We start from the raw sequence: 19510 nt of genomic DNA on the forward strand, positions 1-19510 counted from the left end.
GAACTATGGGTAAAGGCATCGTGCTTCTTGCCGCCGGGGGAACCGGCGGCCACGTCTTTCCCGCGGAAGCCTTGGCCTATGAGCTGAAGGCCCGCGGTTATTCCGTTCATCTGGTCACCGACAGCCGGGCCGAGCGCTATGCCGGCAAGTTCCCGGCCGAGCAGATCCATGTCGTGCCGTCGGCAACGATCGGTTCGAAGAACCCGATCGCGGTCGCCCGTTCGCTCTGGACGCTGTGGAGCGGCATGCGGGCGGCGAAGAAGCTGATCCAGAAGCTGAAGCCTGCCGTCGTCGTCGGTTTCGGTGGCTATCCGACCGTGCCGCCGCTGCTGGCCGCAACGCGCCTCGGCGTGCCTGCCATGATCCACGAGCAGAACGCGGTGATGGGCCGCGCCAACAAGGCGCTGGCGGCGCGTGTCCAGGCGATTGCCGGCGGATTCCTACCGGAGAATGGCGGCGTCTATCCCGAAAAGACTATCACAACCGGCAATCCGGTGCGTCCGGCGATCATCGAGGCCGCCAAGGTTCCCTATGCGCCGTCGCATCCCGGCGAACCCTTCAATCTCGTGGTCTTCGGCGGCAGCCAGGGCGCGCAGTATTTCTCCAAGGCCATGCCGACGGCGATCAGCCTGCTTGACGACGATCTCCGGGCGCGGCTGCGGATCACCCAGCAGGTGCGGCCTGAGGATATGGAGATGGTCGGCGGCTGTGTCGCGCAGCTGAAGATGGGGGCGGATATCGCGCCGTTCTTCACTGATATGGCCGAACGTCTCGCAAAAGCGCATCTGGTTATCTGCCGTTCGGGCGCTTCGACGGTTTCGGAGATCGCGGTGATCGGCCGTCCGGCCGTTCTCGTGCCCTATCCGCATGCGCTGGATCATGACCAGGCGGCCAATGCCGCAGCGCTTGCCGCGACCGGTGGCGCCAAGGTCATAGTCCAGGCGGAGCTTTCCTCCGAGAAGATCGCCGCGATCCTGACACATGCGATGAACGACCCGGAAAAGCTGGCGCGCATGGCGGCGGCGGCAAAGCAGACCGGGAAACCGGATGCTGCGAACTTGCTTGCCGGCATGGTAGAGGCTATTGCCGCCGGACGTACAATTGCAGAGTTCAAGGGGGCACAGTCATGAAACTGCCGAAGGCTATAGGCCTCGTCCATTTCATCGGCATCGGCGGCATCGGCATGAGCGGCATTGCCGAAGTGCTGCACAATCTCGGCCACAAGGTCCAGGGATCCGATCAGTCCGACAGTGCAAACGTTCAGCGTCTGCGCGAAAAGGGCATTGAGGTCTTCGTTGGTCACAAGGCCGAAAACCTCGGTGATGCCGAAGTCGTCGTCGTTTCGACGGCGATCAAGAAGAGCAATCCGGAACTGATCGCGGCGCGCGAGAAGCTGCTGCCCGTCGTTCGCCGCGCCGAGATGCTGGCCGAGCTGATGCGCTTCCGCAATGCGATCGCCATCGGCGGCACGCACGGCAAGACGACCACCACCTCGCTGGTGGCGACGCTGCTCGAGGCCGGCGGGCTCGATCCGACCGTCATCAATGGCGGTATCATCAATGCCTACGGCACCAACGCCCGCATGGGCGAGGGCGAGTGGATGGTGGTCGAGGCCGACGAGTCCGACGGTACCTTCCTGAAGCTGCCTGCCGACGTTGCCGTCGTCACCAATATCGACCCCGAACATCTCGACCATTATGGCAATTTCGATGCCGTGCGCGCTGCGTTCCGGCAGTTCGTCGAGAACGTGCCGTTCTACGGCTTCGGCGTCATGTGCCTCGATCATCCCGAAGTGCAGGCGCTAGTCGGCCGTATCGAGGACCGCAAGGTCGTCACTTACGGAGAAAATCCGCAGGCCGACGTGCGCTTCACCAATGTGCGCATCGACGGGCCGCGCTCGATCTTCGACGTCGAGATCCGCCGCCGCCGCACCGGCAAGGTCTTCAAGCTCGACAATCTCGTCATGCCGATGCCTGGCCGTCACAACATTTCCAATGCGACCGCGGCGATCGCCGTTGCCAATCGTCTCGGCATTTCCAACGAGGACATCGCCAAGGGGCTGGCCTCCTTCGGTGGCGTCAAGCGGCGCTTCACGCTGACCGGCGAATGGAACGGCGTGCAGGTGTTCGACGACTACGGTCACCATCCAGTCGAGATCAAGGCCGTGCTCAGGGCTGCGCGCGAGGCCTGCAAGGGCCGCGTCATCGCGGTTCACCAGCCGCACCGCTATTCGCGCCTTTCGAGCCTCTTCGAGGAATTCGCCAACTGCTTCAACGATGCCGACAGCATCTTCCTGGCGCCTGTCTATGCCGCTGGTGAAGACCCGATCGAGGGTGCCGATTCCGAGACTCTGGTCTCGCGTATCAAGGCTGGCGGCCATCGCGACGCACGCTATCTTCCGTCGCAAGACGTACTACCGGAGATGGTTGGAGAGATTGCAAAGCCGGGCGACTTTGTGGTTCTCTTGGGGGCTGGAAGTATCACCTACTGGGCAGCGGCCCTGCCAAAACAACTGGAAGGCCTTTCGGGAAAGTCGGCATGAAACAGGTAAATGGGGAAAAGCTTCTCGAAACTCTCGGAGAAGGCGTCAAGGACATCCGCGGCCGTATCACGCCGGATGCCCCCATGGACCGCGTGACCTGGTTCCGTGCCGGCGGCCTCGCCGAGCTGATGTTCCAGCCGCATGACGAAGACGATCTCATCGCTTTCATGAAGCTTCTGCCCGAGGACGTGCCTGTCACCGTCGTTGGCGTCGGTTCCAACCTCCTAGTGCGCGACGGCGGCATTCCGGGCGTGGTTCTGCGCCTGTCGGCCAAGGGTTTTGGCGGGCTGGAGATTGCCGGTGAAAACCGCATCCGCGCCGGTGCGATCTGCCCGGACAAGCATGTTGCGGCCATGGCGATGGACAATGGTATCGGTGGCTTCCATTTCTACTACGGCATTCCCGGCAGCATCGGTGGTGCGGCACGCATGAATGCCGGTGCCAATGGCGGCGAGACCCGCGAGCGTCTCGTTGAACTGACGGCGATCGACCGCAAGGGCAACAAGGTCGTGCTCTCGAATGCCGAGATGGGTTATTCCTACCGTCATTCCTCGGCCGCATCGGACCTGATCTTCACCTCGGTGCTGTTCGAAGGCTATGCGGAAGACCGCGCCAAGATCCGCGCCGATATGGATGCTGTGCGCAACCATCGCGAGACGGTGCAGCCGATCCGCGAGAAGACCGGCGGCTCGACCTTCAAGAATCCCGAGGGACATTCAGCCTGGAAGCTGATCGACGAAGCGGGCTGCCGCGGTCTGGTCATCGGCGGGGCGCAGATGTCGTCGCTGCATTGCAACTTCATGATCAATATGGGGCAGGCGACCGGCTACGATCTGGAATATCTCGGTGAACAGGTTCGCCGCGAAGTGTTCGAAAATTCCGGCGTCAAGCTGGAATGGGAGATCAAGCGTCTCGGCGTGTTCATGCCGGGCCGCGAAGTCCGCCCGTTCCAGGGCGTGACCAGCGACTGACGTTTAAACCTACAATTTGAGAGCTTTGCTGAAGGCGGTGTCGAAGATGACGCCGCCTTTGTCGTCTGCGGCCTCGCCGATCGCCACGTCCATGCGGCCGTTGGCAACGCGCACCAGCGTGAAGCCGCCCATGAAGGCGGCCTTGGCCTTGAAGACGTCGATACCGTTGACCTTGTAGGCCATCGCCGTGTCGTGTTCGTGGCCGTGGAAAATGCCGATTACGTTGTAGCCGCTGAGGGTTGCAAGCAGATCCTGACGTTCTGATTCATCCCACCAATGCGGCGTTCCGGTGCCCGTGTCGTCGAAGGTGCTCTTGGCCGGATCCCAGCGTTCGGTGGAGAAATGGTCCCAGCCATAGTGCTGGAAGATCACCACTGGGCGCCCGTCGGACGCATAGGTCTTCAGGTCCTGTTTCATCCAGTCGAGGCTGCTGGCGGTTCCCTTGCTGTTATCGCCGCCATAGCGCTGTGCCTGGATCAGATGCAACCCGCCCCAGTTCCAGGAATAATTGTCGGAAGCCTCGTCGTAATTGTCGACGGGGACGGCCGGTTTGAAGAAGACGCTTGGCTTGTGGTTCATCTGCACGTAGTCGCGCAGCTCGTCGCGATACCAGTCGACCTGCGGCGGACGGCCGTCCTGATCGAGATCGTGATTGCCGAGGCCGACATAGACAGGGAAATGCACATGGTCAGGGCCGCGGCCCTCCTGGTAGCGGTGCGAGAACTGCAGGAGCTGTGATCCCTCGGCAAACTCCGCCATCTGTCCGCCGCCGTCGTCGGTGACGTCGCCGCAGACGATGATGCCTTGAGGCCGGGCAATCGTCTGGCCGGCAACGCTGAGGCCGCTCGGTTTGCCAGCGACCTCTTCCGGCCATGTCTGGTGGTGGATGTTGTTGAGCGCCAGGATATGGCGCAGCAGATTGGCGTCGGTCTTGCCTTCCTGCTGGCAATTGGGGCTGAGCCCATCGCCGATGCGGCAGGCATGGACGTCGTTGATGACGAGGAAGGTGACGTTGACATCAGGGACGGCGGCGCGCGACAGCGAGGGCAGTGAAAGGGCCATTCCGGCGCCGAGGCTCTGTGTCAGCAGCGATCGTCTTGTCAGCATTGTCGTCTCCCGTCTCTTTGAAATGGAAGAGTAGGAGCAAGCCGTTAACAGACAAGAATCAAAAAAAGGCCGCAGCGTTGCCGCTGCGGCCTTCGATCAATTGACCCCGAAGTCCTCAGACCTCTTCGCGGCCCGACAGCAGGATGCAGACCAGCGAGATCACTGCTGCGCCGGAAAGATAGTAGCCGACATAGGAAAGGTCGTAGGTCGTTGCCAGCCAGCTGGCGATATTCGGCGCCAGCGAGGCGCCGAAGATGCCGCCGAGGTTGAAGGTCATCGAGGCGCCGGTATAGCGCACCGTGGTCGGGAAGGGGGCTGCAAGTGCTGCACCGATCGGACCATAGGTGAAGCCCATCAGCGCGAGGCCAATGATCGAGCACAGGAAGGCGCCCATCAAGCCTGAGGTCAACAGCGACGCGTAGAAGAAGCCGAAGATCGCGATGCCGATTGTCACCAGGATCAGGATCAGGCGGCGCGAATAGCGGTCCGAAAGCAGGCCGGAGATCGGGATCGTCAGGCCGAAGAACACGACGCCGACGAGCTGAATGACCAGGAACTGTTCACGCGAATAGCCGAGCTTCGAGGTGCCCCAGGACAGCGTGAACACCGTCATCAGGTAGAACAGAACGAAGGTGGCGACGGCGATGAAGGTGCCGAGAACCAGGCTGCGGAAATGCTTGCGGAAGACGACGGCAACCGGAACGGCGACGCGCTCGTGCTTCTCGACGGCCTTCTGGAACTCCGGCGTTTCGGCGATCTTCAGGCGGACATAGAGGCCGACAGCGACGAGTGCCAGGCTGGCGACGAAGGGAATGCGCCAGCCGAAGGCCAGGAAGTCCTCGTTAGTCATCGTCTCGGTCAGGATCAGGAAGAAGCCGGAAGAGAGGATGAAGCCGATCGGCGCGCCAAGCTGCGGGAACATCGCGTACCAGCTGCGCTTGCCGGGAGGGGCGTTTTCGGTGGCGAGCAGCACGGCGCCGCCCCATTCTCCGCCGAGGCCGAGGCCCTGGCCGAAACGGCACAGTGCGAGAAGCAGAGGCGCGACGATGCCGATCGAATCATAGCCCGGCAGCATCCCGATCGCCACGGTCGACAGGCCCATGGTCATCAGCGCTGCGACGAGTGTTGCCTTGCGGCCGATACGGTCACCGAAATGGCCGAACAGAATGCCGCCAAGCGGGCGGGCGAAGAAGGCGATCGAGAACGTGGCGAAGGACTGCAGCTGTGCAGACGCCGGATCGCTCGTCGGGAAGAAGAGGTGCGGGAAGACCAGCACGGCGGCCGTCGCGTAGACGTAGAAGTCGAAGAATTCGATGGTCGTGCCGACGAGGCTCGCGATCAGAACACGCGCCGGCGAATTGACTTGCGCATTGTTCGATGAGGAGGGCGTCGGCGATACCGGAGATATCGCGTCAGACATTGTCATTCCAATCAGGATTGCTGTTTGCCTTGGGAGGCAATCGGCTCATAGCGCAATTTTCGGTCTCAGCAAACGCTAAATGAGCAATAAACTGATGAAATCCCTGGCCGGTGTTGGGGGCGTTTCCGGACGGGCCAATCCGCGTTTCTAGCAAAATTACCAGATTGACGGGACTCGATTTGAGGCGGCTTGCTGTTCTCGCTCTGGTTGAGAGCCTCGGAGGGGAAATCATGCAAAGAAATCTTATTGCAGAATTTTTTGGTACGTTCTGGCTCGTTTTCGGCGGATGCGGCAGTGCTGTGCTGGCGGCAGCATTTCCGGCGCTCGGAATTGGCTTTGCCGGTGTCGCCCTGGCATTCGGACTGACGGTGCTGACGATGGCCTATGCGGTCGGCGGCATTTCCGGCGGGCATTTCAATCCGGCGGTGTCCGTGGGTCTCGCGGTTGCCGGGCGGTTTCCGGCGGGCCGCGTCATTCCCTATATCATCGTGCAGGTCATCGGTGCCGTCGCGGCAGCGGCACTTCTCTATCTGGTTGCCAGCGGAAAAGCCGGTTTCGAACTGGGCGGCTTTGCCTCGAACGGTTATGGCGAGCATTCGCCCGGTGGTTATTCGCTGACGTCCGCGCTGATCATCGAGGTCCTGCTGACGATGTTCTTCCTGATCGTCATCCTGGGCTCCACGCATGGGCGCGTACCTGCCGGGTTCGCGCCGCTGGCGATCGGCCTAGCACTGACACTCATACATCTGATCTCGATCCCGGTTACCAACACATCGGTCAATCCGGCGCGTTCGACAGGGCAGGCGCTCTTTGCCGGCGGCTGGGCTCTGCAGCAGCTTTGGCTCTTCTGGCTGGCGCCGATCGTGGGCGGCGCGCTCGGCGGGACGGTCTGGAAACTGCTTGAGAAAGACGACTAAGCGCCGTCGTAATCACGCTGCGCATGCCAACCCGCACAGCTCGTCTGTGCGGGTTTTTTCATCCTCCGAACGAACTTCCGGATGCCGGTGCAAGCCACTGATTTCGAGTCGAAACGGCACAGGTTTGCCGCGCTGTTCGGTGGCCTGGAGGCGGCAGGTTAACAAAAGTAAACGCTTCGTTAACCATATTGTTGTCAAACTGCCATCAAGCCTGAGTGGGCAAGATTCGGTGGGCGAAAGCCTCGCGCAAGCGTCGGAATTCATGCCGTAAGTTATTTTGGGGGTACGTATGAGTCGCAAGCATGTCGCTGTCCTGATGGGCGGATTTTCCTCGGAGAGGCCGGTAAGCCTGTCTTCGGGGAAGGCATGTGCCGACGCGCTGGAAGCCGAAGGCTTTCAGGTCACCCGTATTGATGTCGACCGTGATGTGTCGGCCAAGCTCGTTGCTGCCCGCCCGGATGTCGCGTTCAATGCTCTGCATGGCCCGTTCGGCGAGGATGGTACGATCCAGGGCATTCTCGAATATCTCGAAATTCCCTACACGCATTCCGGCGTTCTTGCCTCGGCTCTCGCGATGGACAAGAGCAAGGCCAAGGGCGTTGCCGCTGCTGCCGGTATTCCGGTGGCGCAATCCGAAGTCATCAACCGTTTCGCCTTTCCGGCCGAGCATCCGATGAAGCCGCCTTATGTGGTGAAGCCGGTTCGCGAGGGGTCGAGCTTCGGTGTGTTGATCGTGCAAGAGGATCAGTCGCATCCGCCGCAGGTGATCAGTTCTTCGGAGTGGCGCTATGGGGAAGAGGTTCTCGTCGAGCGCTATATCCATGGCCGCGAGCTGACATGCGGCGTGATGGGCGATACGGCGCTGGGTGTCACGGAAGTGGTGCCGCAGGGCCACAACTTTTATGACTATGACGCCAAGTATGCGGCTGGCGGTTCAAAACACGTCATTCCGGCGAAAATTTCACCGAAAATTTACCAAAAAATACAATCATTGGCACTAAGGGCGCATCAAGCAATTGGTTGCCGTGGCGTCAGCCGGTCTGACTTTCGCTACGACGATCGCTTCTCCGAAGATGGCGAAATCATCTGGCTCGAGGTCAATACTCAGCCGGGAATGACTCCAACCTCTCTGGTGCCCGAAATGGCCGGTTATGCCGGTTATTCCTTTGGTGAGTTTCTGCGCTGGATGGTGGAGGACGCTTCTTGTTCTCGTTGACGGTCAAAAGGATGGGGCGCCCGAGCCATCGCGACGATATCGCCTTCCCGGAAGGCGATAGCCGCATGGTGCTGCCGCGTCCGTTGCGCCGCGCCGTTCGCTTTCTCGTCAGTCTCGGCACTGGCCGCATCTACATTCCTGCGCATACCGGCACTGTTTCGGCTCTGGCGTTTCTGGCTGCGACCGGCCTCTACGGCATGTCGCTCGGCGGTCACACGGAAGCGGTCGCTCAGGCGACGACCACGGCTGCAGGCTTTGCCATCGAAGACGTGAAAGTGTCTGGCAATTTGGCGACCTCGGAAATCGAGATCCTGGATCTCCTCGGTCTCGACGGTACGACCTCGCTGGTTGCTCTCGATGTGGATACGGCGCGCCAGAAGATCGCCAAGCTTCCTTGGGTCGAGAGCGCCGAAGTTCGCAAGATCTATCCGAAGACGATCGAAGTGAAGCTCAAGGAGCGCCAGGCTTATGCGATCTGGCAGCACGGCCAGGAGCTTTCGCTGATCGAGCGCAATGGCAGCGTCATCGCGCCGCTGCGCGACAACAAGTTTTCCAACCTTCCGCTCGTCGTCGGCCGCGATGCCGAGACGGCTGCTGTTGCGCTTGAAGGCGAATTCGCCAACTGGCCCGACATCAAGGCGCGGGTGAAGGCCTATGTCTGGGTTTCCAGCCGCCGCTGGGATCTGCATCTCGACAACGGTGTCGTCGTGAAGCTGCCGGCCGACGATGTCGATCAGGCGCTGGCGACGCTGTCGAAGCTCAACAAGGAACAGGATCTTCTGGCGCGCGACATCGCAGCCGTCGATCTCAGATTGGCAGACCGGACCGCAATCCAGCTCACTCCCGAGGCGATGGCCCGGCGGCAGGTGGTGCTCGACCAGCGGACGAAGGATTTGAAAAAGGCGGGGCAAAATATATGAGCTTGTTCGGTTCATCCCATTTCGGATTGCCGCGCCTGAAGCCGCTTTCGTCGAAGCGGTCGCATATCGTTTCAGTGCTCGACATCGGATCGACCAAGGTCGTCTGCATGATCGGCCGGCTGACGCCGCGCGAGGAGAGCGAGATTCTCCCGGGCCGCACGCATGACATCGAGATCATCGGTATCGGCCATCAGCGTTCTCGCGGTATCAAGACCGGCGTCATTGCCGATCTCGATGCGCTGGAAAGCGTCATCCGTCTCGCGGTCGATGCCGCCGAGCGCATGGCGGGCCTCACCGTCGAAAGCCTGATCGTCAACCTGACGGCCGGCCGTCTCGGCAGCGACGTCTATACGGCGACGATCGATCTCGGTGGTCAGGAAGTCGAACTCAACGACCTGAAGAAGGTTCTTTCTGCAGCCTGCCAGCAGTCGCTGCGCCAGGATCGTGCCGTGCTTCACTCGCTGGCAACCGGCTTTTCGCTGGATGGCGAACGCGGTATCCGCGATCCCTTGTCCATGTACGGTGACATGCTCGGCGTCGACATGCATGTCGTCACCGCCGAGCGCGCTGCGCTCAAGAACCTCGAGCTCAGCGTCAACCGCGCGCATCTCTCCGTCGAAGGCATCGTCGCGACGCCTTACGCTTCCGGCCTTGCGGCTCTCGTCGATGACGAAGTCGAGCTCGGCTGTGCGGCGATCGACATGGGCGGCGGCACGACGACGATCTCGGTCTTTGCCGAAGGCAAGCTTGTCCATACCGACGCCGTCGGTCTTGGCGGTCATCACGTGACCACCGATCTGGCCCGCGGCCTTTCGACCCGCATCGAGGATGCGGAGCGCCTGAAGGTGGTTCACGCTTCAGCTATGGCGAATTCGTCCGACGAACGCGAACTGATCTCGATCCCGCCGATCGGCGAAGACGAGCGCGATCTGCCGACGCAGGTGCCGCGCGCGCTGGTTTCGCGCATCGTCGGCGCCCGTATCGAGGAAACGATGGAACTGATCCGCGACCGGATCCAGCGCTCGGGCTTCAGCCCGATCGTCGGCAAGCGCGTCGTGCTGACGGGTGGCGCAAGCCAGCTCACCGGCCTTGCAGACGTTGCCCGCAAGATACTTGCCCGCAACGTTCGTATCGGCCGCCCGATGGGCGTCTCGGGTCTGCCGACGGCAGCCAAGGGCCCAGCCTTTTCGACGGCGGTCGGCCTGATGATCTATCCGCAGGTCGCAGACATGGAAACACATGCGTCACAGAGCGGGCTGCTCTTGTCGCTTGGGGGAAATAACAGCCGCATAGCCCGGATGGGCCAGTGGCTGAAGGAAAGCTTCTGAACATTGAGTGAATTGGCCGGCGTGGCGATGCGGCCATAAAGAGAAGGAACGGGTACCATGACTATCAAGCTGCAAAAGCCTGACATCACAGAGCTGAAGCCGCGTATCACCGTATTCGGTGTCGGCGGCGGCGGCGGCAATGCTGTCAACAACATGATCTCCGCCGGCCTCCAGGGCGTCGACTTCGTCGTTGCCAACACGGATGCGCAGGCTCTGACGATGACCAAGGCAGAGCGGATCATCCAGCTCGGCGCCAACGTCACCGAAGGCCTCGGTGCAGGTTCGCAGCCGGAAGTCGGCCGTGCGGCTGCCGAAGAGTGCATCGATGAGATCATCGATCACCTGAACGGCACGCATATGTGCTTCGTCACCGCCGGCATGGGCGGCGGTACCGGTACCGGTGCTGCTCCTGTCGTCGCGCAGGCCGCCCGCAACAAGGGCATCCTGACCGTCGGCGTCGTCACCAAGCCGTTCCAGTTCGAAGGCGGCCGCCGCATGCGTCTGGCCGAAGCCGGTATCGAAGAGCTGCAGAAGTCGGTCGATACGCTGATCGTCATTCCGAACCAGAACCTCTTCCGGATCGCCAACGACAAGACGACCTTTGCCGACGCTTTCGCGATGGCCGACCAGGTTCTCTACTCGGGCGTTGCCTGCATCACCGACCTGATGGTGAAGGAAGGTCTCATCAACCTCGACTTCGCCGACGTCCGTTCGGTCATGCGCGAAATGGGCCGCGCGATGATGGGCACCGGCGAGGCTTCGGGCCAGGGCCGTGCAATGCAGGCTGCTGAAGCTGCAATCGCCAACCCGCTGCTCGACGAAACCTCGATGCGCGGTGCGCAGGGCCTGCTGATCTCGATCACCGGTGGCCGTGACCTGACGCTCTTCGAAGTCGACGAAGCCGCAACCCGCATCCGCGAAGAAGTCGATCCGGACGCCAACATTATCCTCGGCGCCACGTTCGACGAATCGCTCGAAGGCATCATCCGCGTATCGGTCGTTGCGACCGGTATCGATCGCGCTGCCGCCGAAGCCTCCACCAAGACCTTCCAGCCGGCCGCAAAGCCGATCATCCGTCCTTCGGCGGCCGTTGCTCCGGCTCCGGCCGCAGTTCAGCCTGCTCCGGTCATGCAGGCACCGAAGCCGGTTGATACCGTTGCGCAGACGATCCGCATGGCAGAAGCCCAGATGGAACGTGAACTCGACATCGTTGCTCCGCGCGCTCCGGCTCCGGTCCAGCAGCCTGTCGCACAGGAAACCTTCCGTCCGCAGAGCCGCATCTTCGCAGCAGCACCGGAAGCTCCTGTTGCCCGTCCGGCACCGATGCAGATTCAGCCCGCTCCGGCTCCGGTCATGAGCCAGCCTGCTCCGCAGCCTGTCATGATGCAGCAGCCTGCTCCGGTGGCGCCACAGCCGGTCCGCCAGGAACCTGCCATGCAGCAGCCGACGCGCATGCCGAAGGTCGAGGACTTCCCGCCGGTCGTTCAGGCCGAGATCGACCACCGCTCGCAGCCCGTCGCAGCACAGGCTCACGAAGAGCGCGGCCCGATGGGCCTGCTCAAGCGGATCACGAACTCGCTGAACCGCCGCGAAGAGGAAGTTGCTCCTGAGATGACGTCTGCTCCGGCAGCCGCTTCGCAGCAGCGCCGTCCGCTGTCGCCGGAAGCCAGCCTCTACGCTCCGCGCCGCGGCAACCTCGACGACCAGGGCCGCGCCGTTCCGCAGGCCCGTATGATGCAGGAAGACGACCAGCTGGAAATCCCCGCATTCCTGCGCCGCCAGTCGAACTGAAGCGACACAGAATCGCCACGCTCCGCGCCCGGGATCACAGTCCCGGGCGCTTCTGTTTCAAAGCCTTGCGTGAAGGCTAAATTAACAAGTCATTTCAATTGCATGGTTTCGTAACAATCCGAAACGAACAGTGATTTGGAATGCAGAGCGGGCACACGTATGTATGAGGTCAAATGACCGCACTTTGACGCATTTTGACGACAATTCAGCGGTGTGGACAAAAGAACTTCGTGGTTTGATTCCTGTGCCTTGAGCGCTACGAACCTTGAAGGGCAATGAAGGCAGATTTTATGGTTATTGGCATGCTTGGCTTCCAGACGACGGTTTCTCGCCCGGTAACGCTTTCGGGTACCGGCGTACATTCTGGCGCGGAAGTCTCGATCACCTTCAATCCGGCCGAGACCGATACGGGCGTTGTTTTCCATCGCATGCATGACAACGGTTCCGTCACCGAGCTGCGCGCGGTTTCCTCGCAGGTCGGCAATACAGATCTCTGCACCGTTCTCGGTTTCTCTCCTGCACATTCGGTCGCGACGATCGAGCATGTGATGGCCGCCGTTTACGCGCTTGGCCTCGACAACGTGCTGATCGAAGTTCACGGCGCCGAAATGCCGATCATGGATGGCAGCTCTGCTCCGTTCATCGATGCGATCGAGCAGGTCGGTCTGGTTTCTCTCGGCGTCAAGCGCCGCTATATCCGCATCACCAAGCCTGTTCGTATCGAGCATGGCGGTTCGTGGAGCGAATTCCGCCCCTATGACGGCACGCGCTTCGAAGTCGAGATCGATTTCGACTGCCCGCTGATCGGCCGCCAGAAGTGGGAAGGCGACCTGACAGCCCAGACCTTCAAGACCGAACTGTCGCGGGCCCGCACCTTCGGCTTCATGCGCGACGTCGAGCGTCTCTGGGCGTCCGGCCACGCTCTCGGTTCCTCGCTCGAGAACTCTGTCGTCATCTCCGACGACAACACCGTGATCAATGTCGAAGGCCTGCGTTACGCCAAGGACGAGTTCGTGCGTCACAAGACGCTCGATGCCGTCGGCGACCTGTCGCTGGCCGGCGCACCGTTCATCGGTTGCTACCGTTCTTATCGCGGCGGTCACAAGATGAATGCCAATGCGCTCAAGGCACTGCTCAGCGATCCCAGCGCCTATGAGGTCGTCGAGACCTCTGCCGCCCGTCCGCGCGTTGCCGCGCGTGATTTCATTGCCGTGAATGCTCCCGGATTCGCCCCCTGGTCGGCGTGACCTCCAGAACGATTTCCTAGACCAGGACCGCCTCTTTCGGGAGGCGGTTTTTTTATGCGGATTTTCCGGCCGATAGTGTTTTCGGCGCAGATGCTTAGCTGCAACACGGCAAATCAAAGATGAAAACCCGGATATTCTCTGGGCCTATGCCACAAAAATGCGTTAATGCGTCATCATTGCGTTGCTCTCGCCTCGCATTTGTGGCTAGAAACGCCAGCGAGGTGTGGCTGCCGTTAAGAGTGGGTAGCGGGAGTCGGGATTAATCTATGGGTTATGCAAGGTCTGAAGGTATGATGAAGACAGCGCGCGCTTTGCTCGCATCGCTCGTGGTGCTGAGCGCAGGCGCCTTGATTTCCGGTTGCCAGTCGGATCCGGACATCGACATCACCAAACTCGGCCTCGACAATGACCCGCCGGATGTTCTCTACAATCAGGCGCTTGCCAACATGAAGGCAGGCAACATGGCCGAGGCGGCGCGCAAGTTCGACGCCATCGACCGTGAGAACCCGTTCTCGGAATGGGCCCGCAAGGCGCTGGTCATGAGCACCTTCGTCAAATACCGCCAAGGCAAGATCGACGAAGCGCTGGCATCGGGCAACCGCTACATGGCGCAGTATCCGCAGTCCAAGGACGCGGCCTATGTCCAGTATCTCGTCGGCCTCAGCTATTCGAAGCAGATTTCCGACGTGACGCAGGACCAGCGTGCTTCATCGAAGACCATCGATGCGATGCAGGCCGTCATCGACAAGTATCCGGACTCCGAATATGTCGACGACGCGCAGGCCAAGATCCGCTTCGCCCGCGATCAGCTCGCCGGCAAGGAAATGCAGATCGGCCGCTACTATCTGGAGCGCAAGGAGTATCTTGCGGCTATCTCCCGTTTCCGTATCGTGGTTGAAAAGTACCCGAATACGAATCAGGTCGAGGAAGCGCTCTCGCGTCTGGTCGAAGCCTACTACGCGATGGGTATCGTCGAAGAGGCACAGACCGCCGCTGCCGTTCTCGGCCATAACTATCCGGATAGCCAGTGGTACGCCGATTCCTACAAGCTGCTGAAGAGCGGCGGCGCAGAGCCTCGGGAGAACAAGGGTTCCTGGCTCTCCGAAGCGGGCAAGAAGCTGCTCCTCGGCTCGTGAGGCCAGTAAAGCAATGCTGATCCAGCTTTCGATCCGCGATATCGTTCTGATCGAGCGGCTGGATCTCTCGTTCGAGGCCGGACTCTCGGTTCTGACCGGGGAAACGGGTGCAGGCAAATCCATCCTTCTCGACAGTCTGTCGCTGGCGCTCGGCGGGCGCGGCGATGGCGGGCTTGTGCGCCACGGCGAAGACAAGGGGCAGGTGACTGCGGCCTTCGACGTGCCGATGGATCACGGCGCCCGCAAACTGCTGCGTGAGAACGGCATCGACGACGATGGCGACCTGATCTTCCGCCGCCAGCAATCCTCCGACGGCCGCACCAAGGCCTATGTCAACGACCAGCCCGTCAGCGTGCAATTGATGCGCCAGGCAGGCCAGATGCTGGTCGAAATCCACGGCCAGCACGACGACCGGGCACTTGTCGATACCAATGCCCACCGCATCCTGCTCGACGCCTTTGCCGGCATCACCGAGGATGTCTCAGGCGTGTCCGAGCTCTACAGGATCTGGCGCGATGCCGAGAGGACGCTGAAGAAGCACCGCGAGAAGGTGGAGAACGCTGCCCGCGAGGCCGATTATCTGCGCGCCTCCGTCGAAGAGCTAGAAAAGCTGTCGCCGCGTGACGGCGAGGAGGAGGAGCTTGCCGACCGCCGCCAGAAGATGATGAAGGCGGAGCGGATCGCCGGCGATATTGCGGAGGCATCCGAGTTCCTGAACGGCAATGCCTCTCCGGTGCCTCATATCGCCTCGCTGGTGCGCCGCCTGGAGCGCAAGAGCCACGAGGCGCCCGGATTGCTGGAAGACACGGTTGCGCTTCTGGACGCTGCGCTGGACCAGCTTTCCAACGCGCAAATGGAAGTCGAGGCGGCGCTGCGCAAGACCGAATACGATCCGAAGGAGCTGGAGCGCGTCGAGGAGCGGCTGTTTGCGCTGCGCGCCGCGTCCCGCAAATATTCGGTGCCCGTCGTCGAGCTTCCGGCCCTTGCCGTCAGGATGATCGCCGATCTCGCCGATGTCGATGCGGGCGAGGAGAAGCTCGTCAAGCTCGACGCCGAGGTTGGCCGCGCGAAGGCGGCCTATGGCGAAGCTGCCCGTTCGCTGTCCGAAAAGCGTCACCATGCCGGCAATGCGTTGGCGGAGGCCGTGATGACCGAGCTTCCGGCGCTGAAGCTGGAGCGCGCCCGTTTCATGGTGGAAATCACCACGGATGCGGAGCAGGCAGCCGCAGAAGGCACCGACGTCGTCGAATTCCATGTGCAGACCAATCCGGGCACGCGTCCGGGCTCGATCATGAAAGTCGCCTCGGGTGGCGAACTCTCGCGCTTCCTTCTGGCACTGAAAGTGGCGCTTGCCGATCGCGGTTCGGCGCCGACGCTTGTTTTTGACGAGATCGATACCGGTGTCGGCGGGGCGGTGGCTGATGCCATCGGCCAGCGGCTGAAGCGGCTGTCGGACAAGGTGCAGGTTCTCTCCGTCACCCACGCGCCGCAGGTGGCGGCGAGGGCGGCGACGCATCTGCTTATCTCCAAGGGACCGGTCGATGCCGGATCCGAAAAGATCGCCACCCGGGTGGCCGCCATGGCGCCCAAGGACCGCACCGAGGAGATTGCCCGGATGCTGGCCGGTGCTTCGGTCACCGACGAGGCGCGTGCCGCGGCCGCCAAGCTGCTGTCGGGAAACGGGTAGGGGACTGTTGAGGGCGCCGCCCTCGTCCTTCGAGGCTACGCCTTCGGCTTCGCACCTCAGGATGAGGGCTCTAAAGACGGCTGCGATTGGCAGTCATCAAGGCTGACCATTCCAAGCGCGCTCCCTCCACCCTCATCCTGAGGTGCGACCGAAGGGAGCCTCGAAGGACGAGGGTGGCCACCTTGCTTAGCTTCGAACCATGAGGGCTCCCGGGGGGCTGCGACTAGCAATCATCAAGGCCGACCACTCCGAGCACGCTCCCTCCACCCTCATCCTGAGGTGTGGCCGCAGGGAGCCTCGACGGACGAGGGTGGCCACCACCCCGCCACTTCCCATCCGGACAATTTGCGCTAAAAACGATCACAGATTCTCCGGAGTGATCATGCATGTCGAGCGAAGTTGAAACCCTGACGATCGAAGAGGCCGCAGCTGAGCTGGAGCGTCTGGCGAAAGAGATCGCCCATCACGACGCGCTCTACCACGGCAAGGACCAGCCAGAAATTTCCGATGCCGACTACGACGCGCTGAAGCGGCGGAACGATGCGATCGAGGCGCGGTTTCCCGAGCTCGTTCGCGAGGACAGCCCGTCGCGGCGCGTGGGTGCCGAGCCGTCCGTCACCTTTGCGCAGATCACCCATGCCCGGCCGATGCTCTCGCTCGACAATACTTTTTCGCAGGACGACGTGCAGGATTTCGTCGGTAGCGTCTACCGCTTCCTGGGGCGCCTGCCGGATCAGTCGATCGCGTTTACCGCCGAGCCGAAGATCGACGGCCTGTCGATGTCGATCCGCTACCAGAACGGCAAGCTCGTCAGTGCCGCAACGCGCGGCGACGGTACGACCGGCGAGAATGTCACGGCCAATATCCGCACCATCAAGGAAATCCCGCAGGTACTGCCGAAGGGCGTTCCTGAGATCGTCGAGGTACGCGGCGAGGTCTATATGGCCAAGAGCGACTTCCTGGCGCTGAACAAGCAGATGGAGGCCGAGGGAAAGCAGACCTATGTCAACCCGCGCAACACGGCGGCGGGATCGCTGCGCCAGCTCGATGCCAAGGTGACGGAGAGCCGCAAGCTGAAGTTCTTCGCCTATGCCTGGGGCGAAATCTCCGAGCCCAACGATCTGCCGAAGACCCAGTTCGACATGGTGCAGACCTTCAAGGAATGGGGTTTCCCGGTCAATCCGCTGATGAAGAGGCTGAACTCGGTGGCCGATATCCTGGCGCATTACGACGATATCGGTCTCAAGCGCCCTGATCTCGACTACGACATCGACGGTGTCGTCTACAAGGTCAACAGCCTCGAACTGCAGCAGCGCCTCGGCTTCCGCTCGCGCAGCCCGCGCTGGGCGACGGCACACAAGTTCCCGGCCGAGCAGGCGTTCACCGTTGTCGAGAATATCGACATCCAGGTCGGCCGCACCGGCGCGCTCACGCCGGTGGCGCGTCTGACCCCCGTCACCGTCGGCGGCGTCGTCGTCACCAATGCGACGCTGCATAACGCGGATTATATCAAGGGCATCGGCAATTCCGGCGAGCGCATCCGCGAGGAAGAACACGATATCCGCATCGGCGACACCGTGATCGTCCAGCGGGCAGGCGATGTCATCCCGCAGGTGCTCGACGTGGTGATGGAAAAGCGGCCGGAGGGGGCTGCGGCCTATACATTCCCGAAGACATGTCCGGTCTGCGGTTCGCATGCCGTTCGGGAAGTCAACGAGAAGACCGGTAAGGTCGATGCCGTGACGCGCTGCACGGGCGGCTTCATCTGCCGCGCCCAGGCAACCGAGCATCTGAAGCATTTCGTCTCGCGCAACGCCTTCGATATCGAAGGCTTCGGTACCAAACAGGTCGATTTCTTCTTCGAGAGCGACGACGCATCGCTGCAGATCCGGACGGCGCCCGATATCTTCACGCTGGAGAAACGCCAGCAGGCCTCGACGCTGACGAAGCTCGAGAATATCGACGGCTTCGGCAAGGTCAGTGTCGGCAAGCTCTACACGGCGATCAACGAGCGCCGCAACATCGCGCTGCACCGCTTCATCTATGCGCTCGGCATCCGCCATGTCGGTGAGACCACCGCCAAGCTGCTTGCCCGCTCCTACGGCACCTATGAGGCCTTTGCCGCCGCCATGCAGGATGCGGCGCCCTTGTCCGGTGATGGCTGGAACGAGCTGAACGCGATCGACGGCATCGGCGAGATCGTGGCCCGCGCCATCGTCGAGTTCTACAAGGAGCCGCGCAACGTCGAGGTCATCAGCCGTCTGCTGGAAGAGGTTGTGCCTGAGAAGGCCGAGCAGCCGGTAACATCGGGAAGCCCGGTCGCCGGGAAGACCGTGGTCTTCACCGGCTCGCTGGAAAAATTCACCCGCGACGAAGCCAAAGCCCGCGCCGAAAGCCTCGGCGCCAAGGTTGCCGGCTCCGTCTCCAAGAAGACCGACATCCTCGTCGCCGGCCCGGGCGCCGGCTCCAAGCTCGACAAGGCCAAAGAACTCGGCGTCCAGACGATGGATGAGGACGAGTGGCTGGCGTTGATCGGTGGGTGATTTCAACGCCTAAACCCTGACCCGCGCCATCGTATAGGCATCGACATAGTCGCCGGCGCGATAGGCGAAGGCTTTCAGCAGGCCTTCCTGTTCGAAGCCGAATTTCCGGTAGAGGGCAAGGGCGGCCGGGTTGTCGGTATAGACGGTCAGTTCCAGCCGCCTGATATCGAGCCAGTTGTCGGCGGTATCGACAAGGGCCGCCATCAGCGCGCTGCCGATGCCCCTGCCGGCATAGTCGTCGTGAACACCCATGCCGATGCTGGCGGCGTGGGCGCGGCGGCCCTGGTTGCGCATCAGGTGGGCGTCGCCAACCAGTATGCCGTCAAGTTCGGCGACGATGCTGATATTGCCCTGCGGCATGGTCTCGATGCGCTTTCGCGTTTCCTCGAGCGTCTGGAAGGGAACGCGAAGCGTGCCGTGGCGAAAGGCAGGCAGATTGACGAGGGTGGTGACGGCCTCGGCATCGCTGACGCGCATGGCGCGGATGGTGAGACCTGCGGCGGCCGATCGCTTGGGTGGATTGTCTTCCGGGATTCTCAAAATGCTCTCCTTTAAAATGATGGAGGAGAGCCGGTTTGAAAACCCTGCTCACCTCGGCAGGGTCTTCGGGACAGATCGTACGCTCAGCGCGCCAATGCCTCCCCGAGCCCTGCAGGGGCCGTGGTGAGATGCATGGTGGCAAGAT

At 61.8% G+C, this 19510-nt stretch carries 15 protein-coding genes; 12 read left to right on the forward strand and 3 right to left on the reverse strand.

Annotation, left to right across the window (positions count from 1 at the left end; all coding sequences use genetic code 11):
- The first annotated feature begins 5 nt into the window (after positions 1–5).
- From murG to murB, 3 genes are read left to right on the forward strand one after another with little or no spacing between them, the layout of a single operon-like run.
- Positions 6–1130 carry an undecaprenyldiphospho-muramoylpentapeptide beta-N-acetylglucosaminyltransferase gene (murG, locus tag AC1DJO_RS01650; protein ID WP_477968641.1) on the forward strand — a complete coding sequence of 375 codons (1125 nt, stop codon included), beginning with the start codon at positions 6–8 and terminating at the stop codon, positions 1128–1130.
- Positions 1127–2542: a UDP-N-acetylmuramate--L-alanine ligase gene (gene murC, locus AC1DJO_RS01655; protein ID WP_112386987.1), complete on the forward strand. Its 1416-nt coding sequence runs from the start codon at positions 1127–1129 to the stop codon at positions 2540–2542. The genes murG and murC overlap by 4 nt, the downstream gene beginning before the upstream one ends.
- Positions 2539–3513, forward strand: a complete 975-nt coding sequence (gene murB, locus AC1DJO_RS01660) for a UDP-N-acetylmuramate dehydrogenase (RefSeq protein WP_112386988.1) — start codon at positions 2539–2541, stop codon at positions 3511–3513. The genes murC and murB overlap by 4 nt, the downstream gene beginning before the upstream one ends.
- Before the next feature lie 9 nt (positions 3514–3522).
- On the opposite strand, the gene AC1DJO_RS01665 is transcribed toward murB, so the two are convergent.
- Entirely contained in the window at positions 3523–4620 is a 1098-nt protein-coding gene (locus tag AC1DJO_RS01665; protein ID WP_477968643.1) for a metallophosphoesterase, read from the reverse strand.
- A 115-nt stretch (positions 4621–4735) separates the two neighbouring features.
- Complete coding sequence (locus AC1DJO_RS01670; RefSeq protein ID WP_477968645.1) at positions 4736–6046, reverse strand: MFS transporter; 1311 nt, start codon at positions 6044–6046, stop codon at positions 4736–4738.
- 224 nt (positions 6047–6270) lie between these two features.
- On the opposite strand from AC1DJO_RS01670, the gene aqpZ reads away from it, so the two are divergent.
- The 9 genes from aqpZ (at position 6271) to ligA (ending at position 18825) form a co-directional block, all read left to right on the forward strand.
- Positions 6271–6957, forward strand: a complete 687-nt coding sequence (aqpZ, locus tag AC1DJO_RS01675) for an aquaporin Z (protein WP_310294617.1) — start codon at positions 6271–6273, stop codon at positions 6955–6957.
- A 289-nt stretch (positions 6958–7246) separates the two neighbouring features.
- On the forward strand, positions 7247–8173 hold the full coding sequence (locus AC1DJO_RS01680) for a D-alanine--D-alanine ligase (RefSeq protein WP_112386992.1): 927 nt from the start codon (positions 7247–7249) through the stop codon (positions 8171–8173).
- Positions 8161–9093 (forward strand): cell division protein FtsQ/DivIB, encoded by a 933-nt coding sequence (locus AC1DJO_RS01685; RefSeq protein ID WP_112386993.1) that lies wholly within the window; start codon positions 8161–8163, stop codon positions 9091–9093. Before AC1DJO_RS01680 ends, AC1DJO_RS01685 begins: the two co-directional genes overlap by 13 nt.
- Positions 9090–10421: a cell division protein FtsA gene (gene ftsA / locus AC1DJO_RS01690; RefSeq protein ID WP_112386994.1), complete on the forward strand. Its 1332-nt coding sequence runs from the start codon at positions 9090–9092 to the stop codon at positions 10419–10421. Before AC1DJO_RS01685 ends, ftsA begins: the two co-directional genes overlap by 4 nt.
- Before the next feature lie 57 nt (positions 10422–10478).
- On the forward strand, positions 10479–12212 hold the full coding sequence (ftsZ, locus tag AC1DJO_RS01695; RefSeq protein ID WP_477968647.1) for a cell division protein FtsZ: 1734 nt from the start codon (positions 10479–10481) through the stop codon (positions 12210–12212).
- A gap of 290 nt (positions 12213–12502) precedes the next feature.
- Positions 12503–13459 (forward strand): UDP-3-O-acyl-N-acetylglucosamine deacetylase, encoded by a 957-nt coding sequence (gene lpxC / locus AC1DJO_RS01700; protein ID WP_112387448.1) that lies wholly within the window; start codon positions 12503–12505, stop codon positions 13457–13459.
- Between the two features lie 266 nt (positions 13460–13725).
- Entirely contained in the window at positions 13726–14595 is an 870-nt protein-coding gene (locus AC1DJO_RS01705; protein WP_310294625.1) for an outer membrane protein assembly factor BamD, read from the forward strand.
- Positions 14596–14608: 13 nt separating this feature from the next.
- Complete coding sequence (gene recN, locus AC1DJO_RS01710) at positions 14609–16282, forward strand: DNA repair protein RecN (protein WP_477968649.1); 1674 nt, start codon at positions 14609–14611, stop codon at positions 16280–16282.
- Between the two features lie 386 nt (positions 16283–16668).
- Positions 16669–18825, forward strand: coding sequence for an NAD-dependent DNA ligase LigA (ligA, locus tag AC1DJO_RS01715; protein WP_477968651.1), 2157 nt, complete (start codon positions 16669–16671; stop codon positions 18823–18825).
- A gap of 9 nt (positions 18826–18834) precedes the next feature.
- On the opposite strand, the gene AC1DJO_RS01720 is transcribed toward ligA, so the two are convergent.
- Complete coding sequence (locus AC1DJO_RS01720; RefSeq protein WP_477968653.1) at positions 18835–19365, reverse strand: GNAT family N-acetyltransferase; 531 nt, start codon at positions 19363–19365, stop codon at positions 18835–18837.
- Positions 19366–19510: the final 145 nt, after the last annotated feature.

The organism is Rhizobium sp. 05N430 (assembly GCF_056396985.1).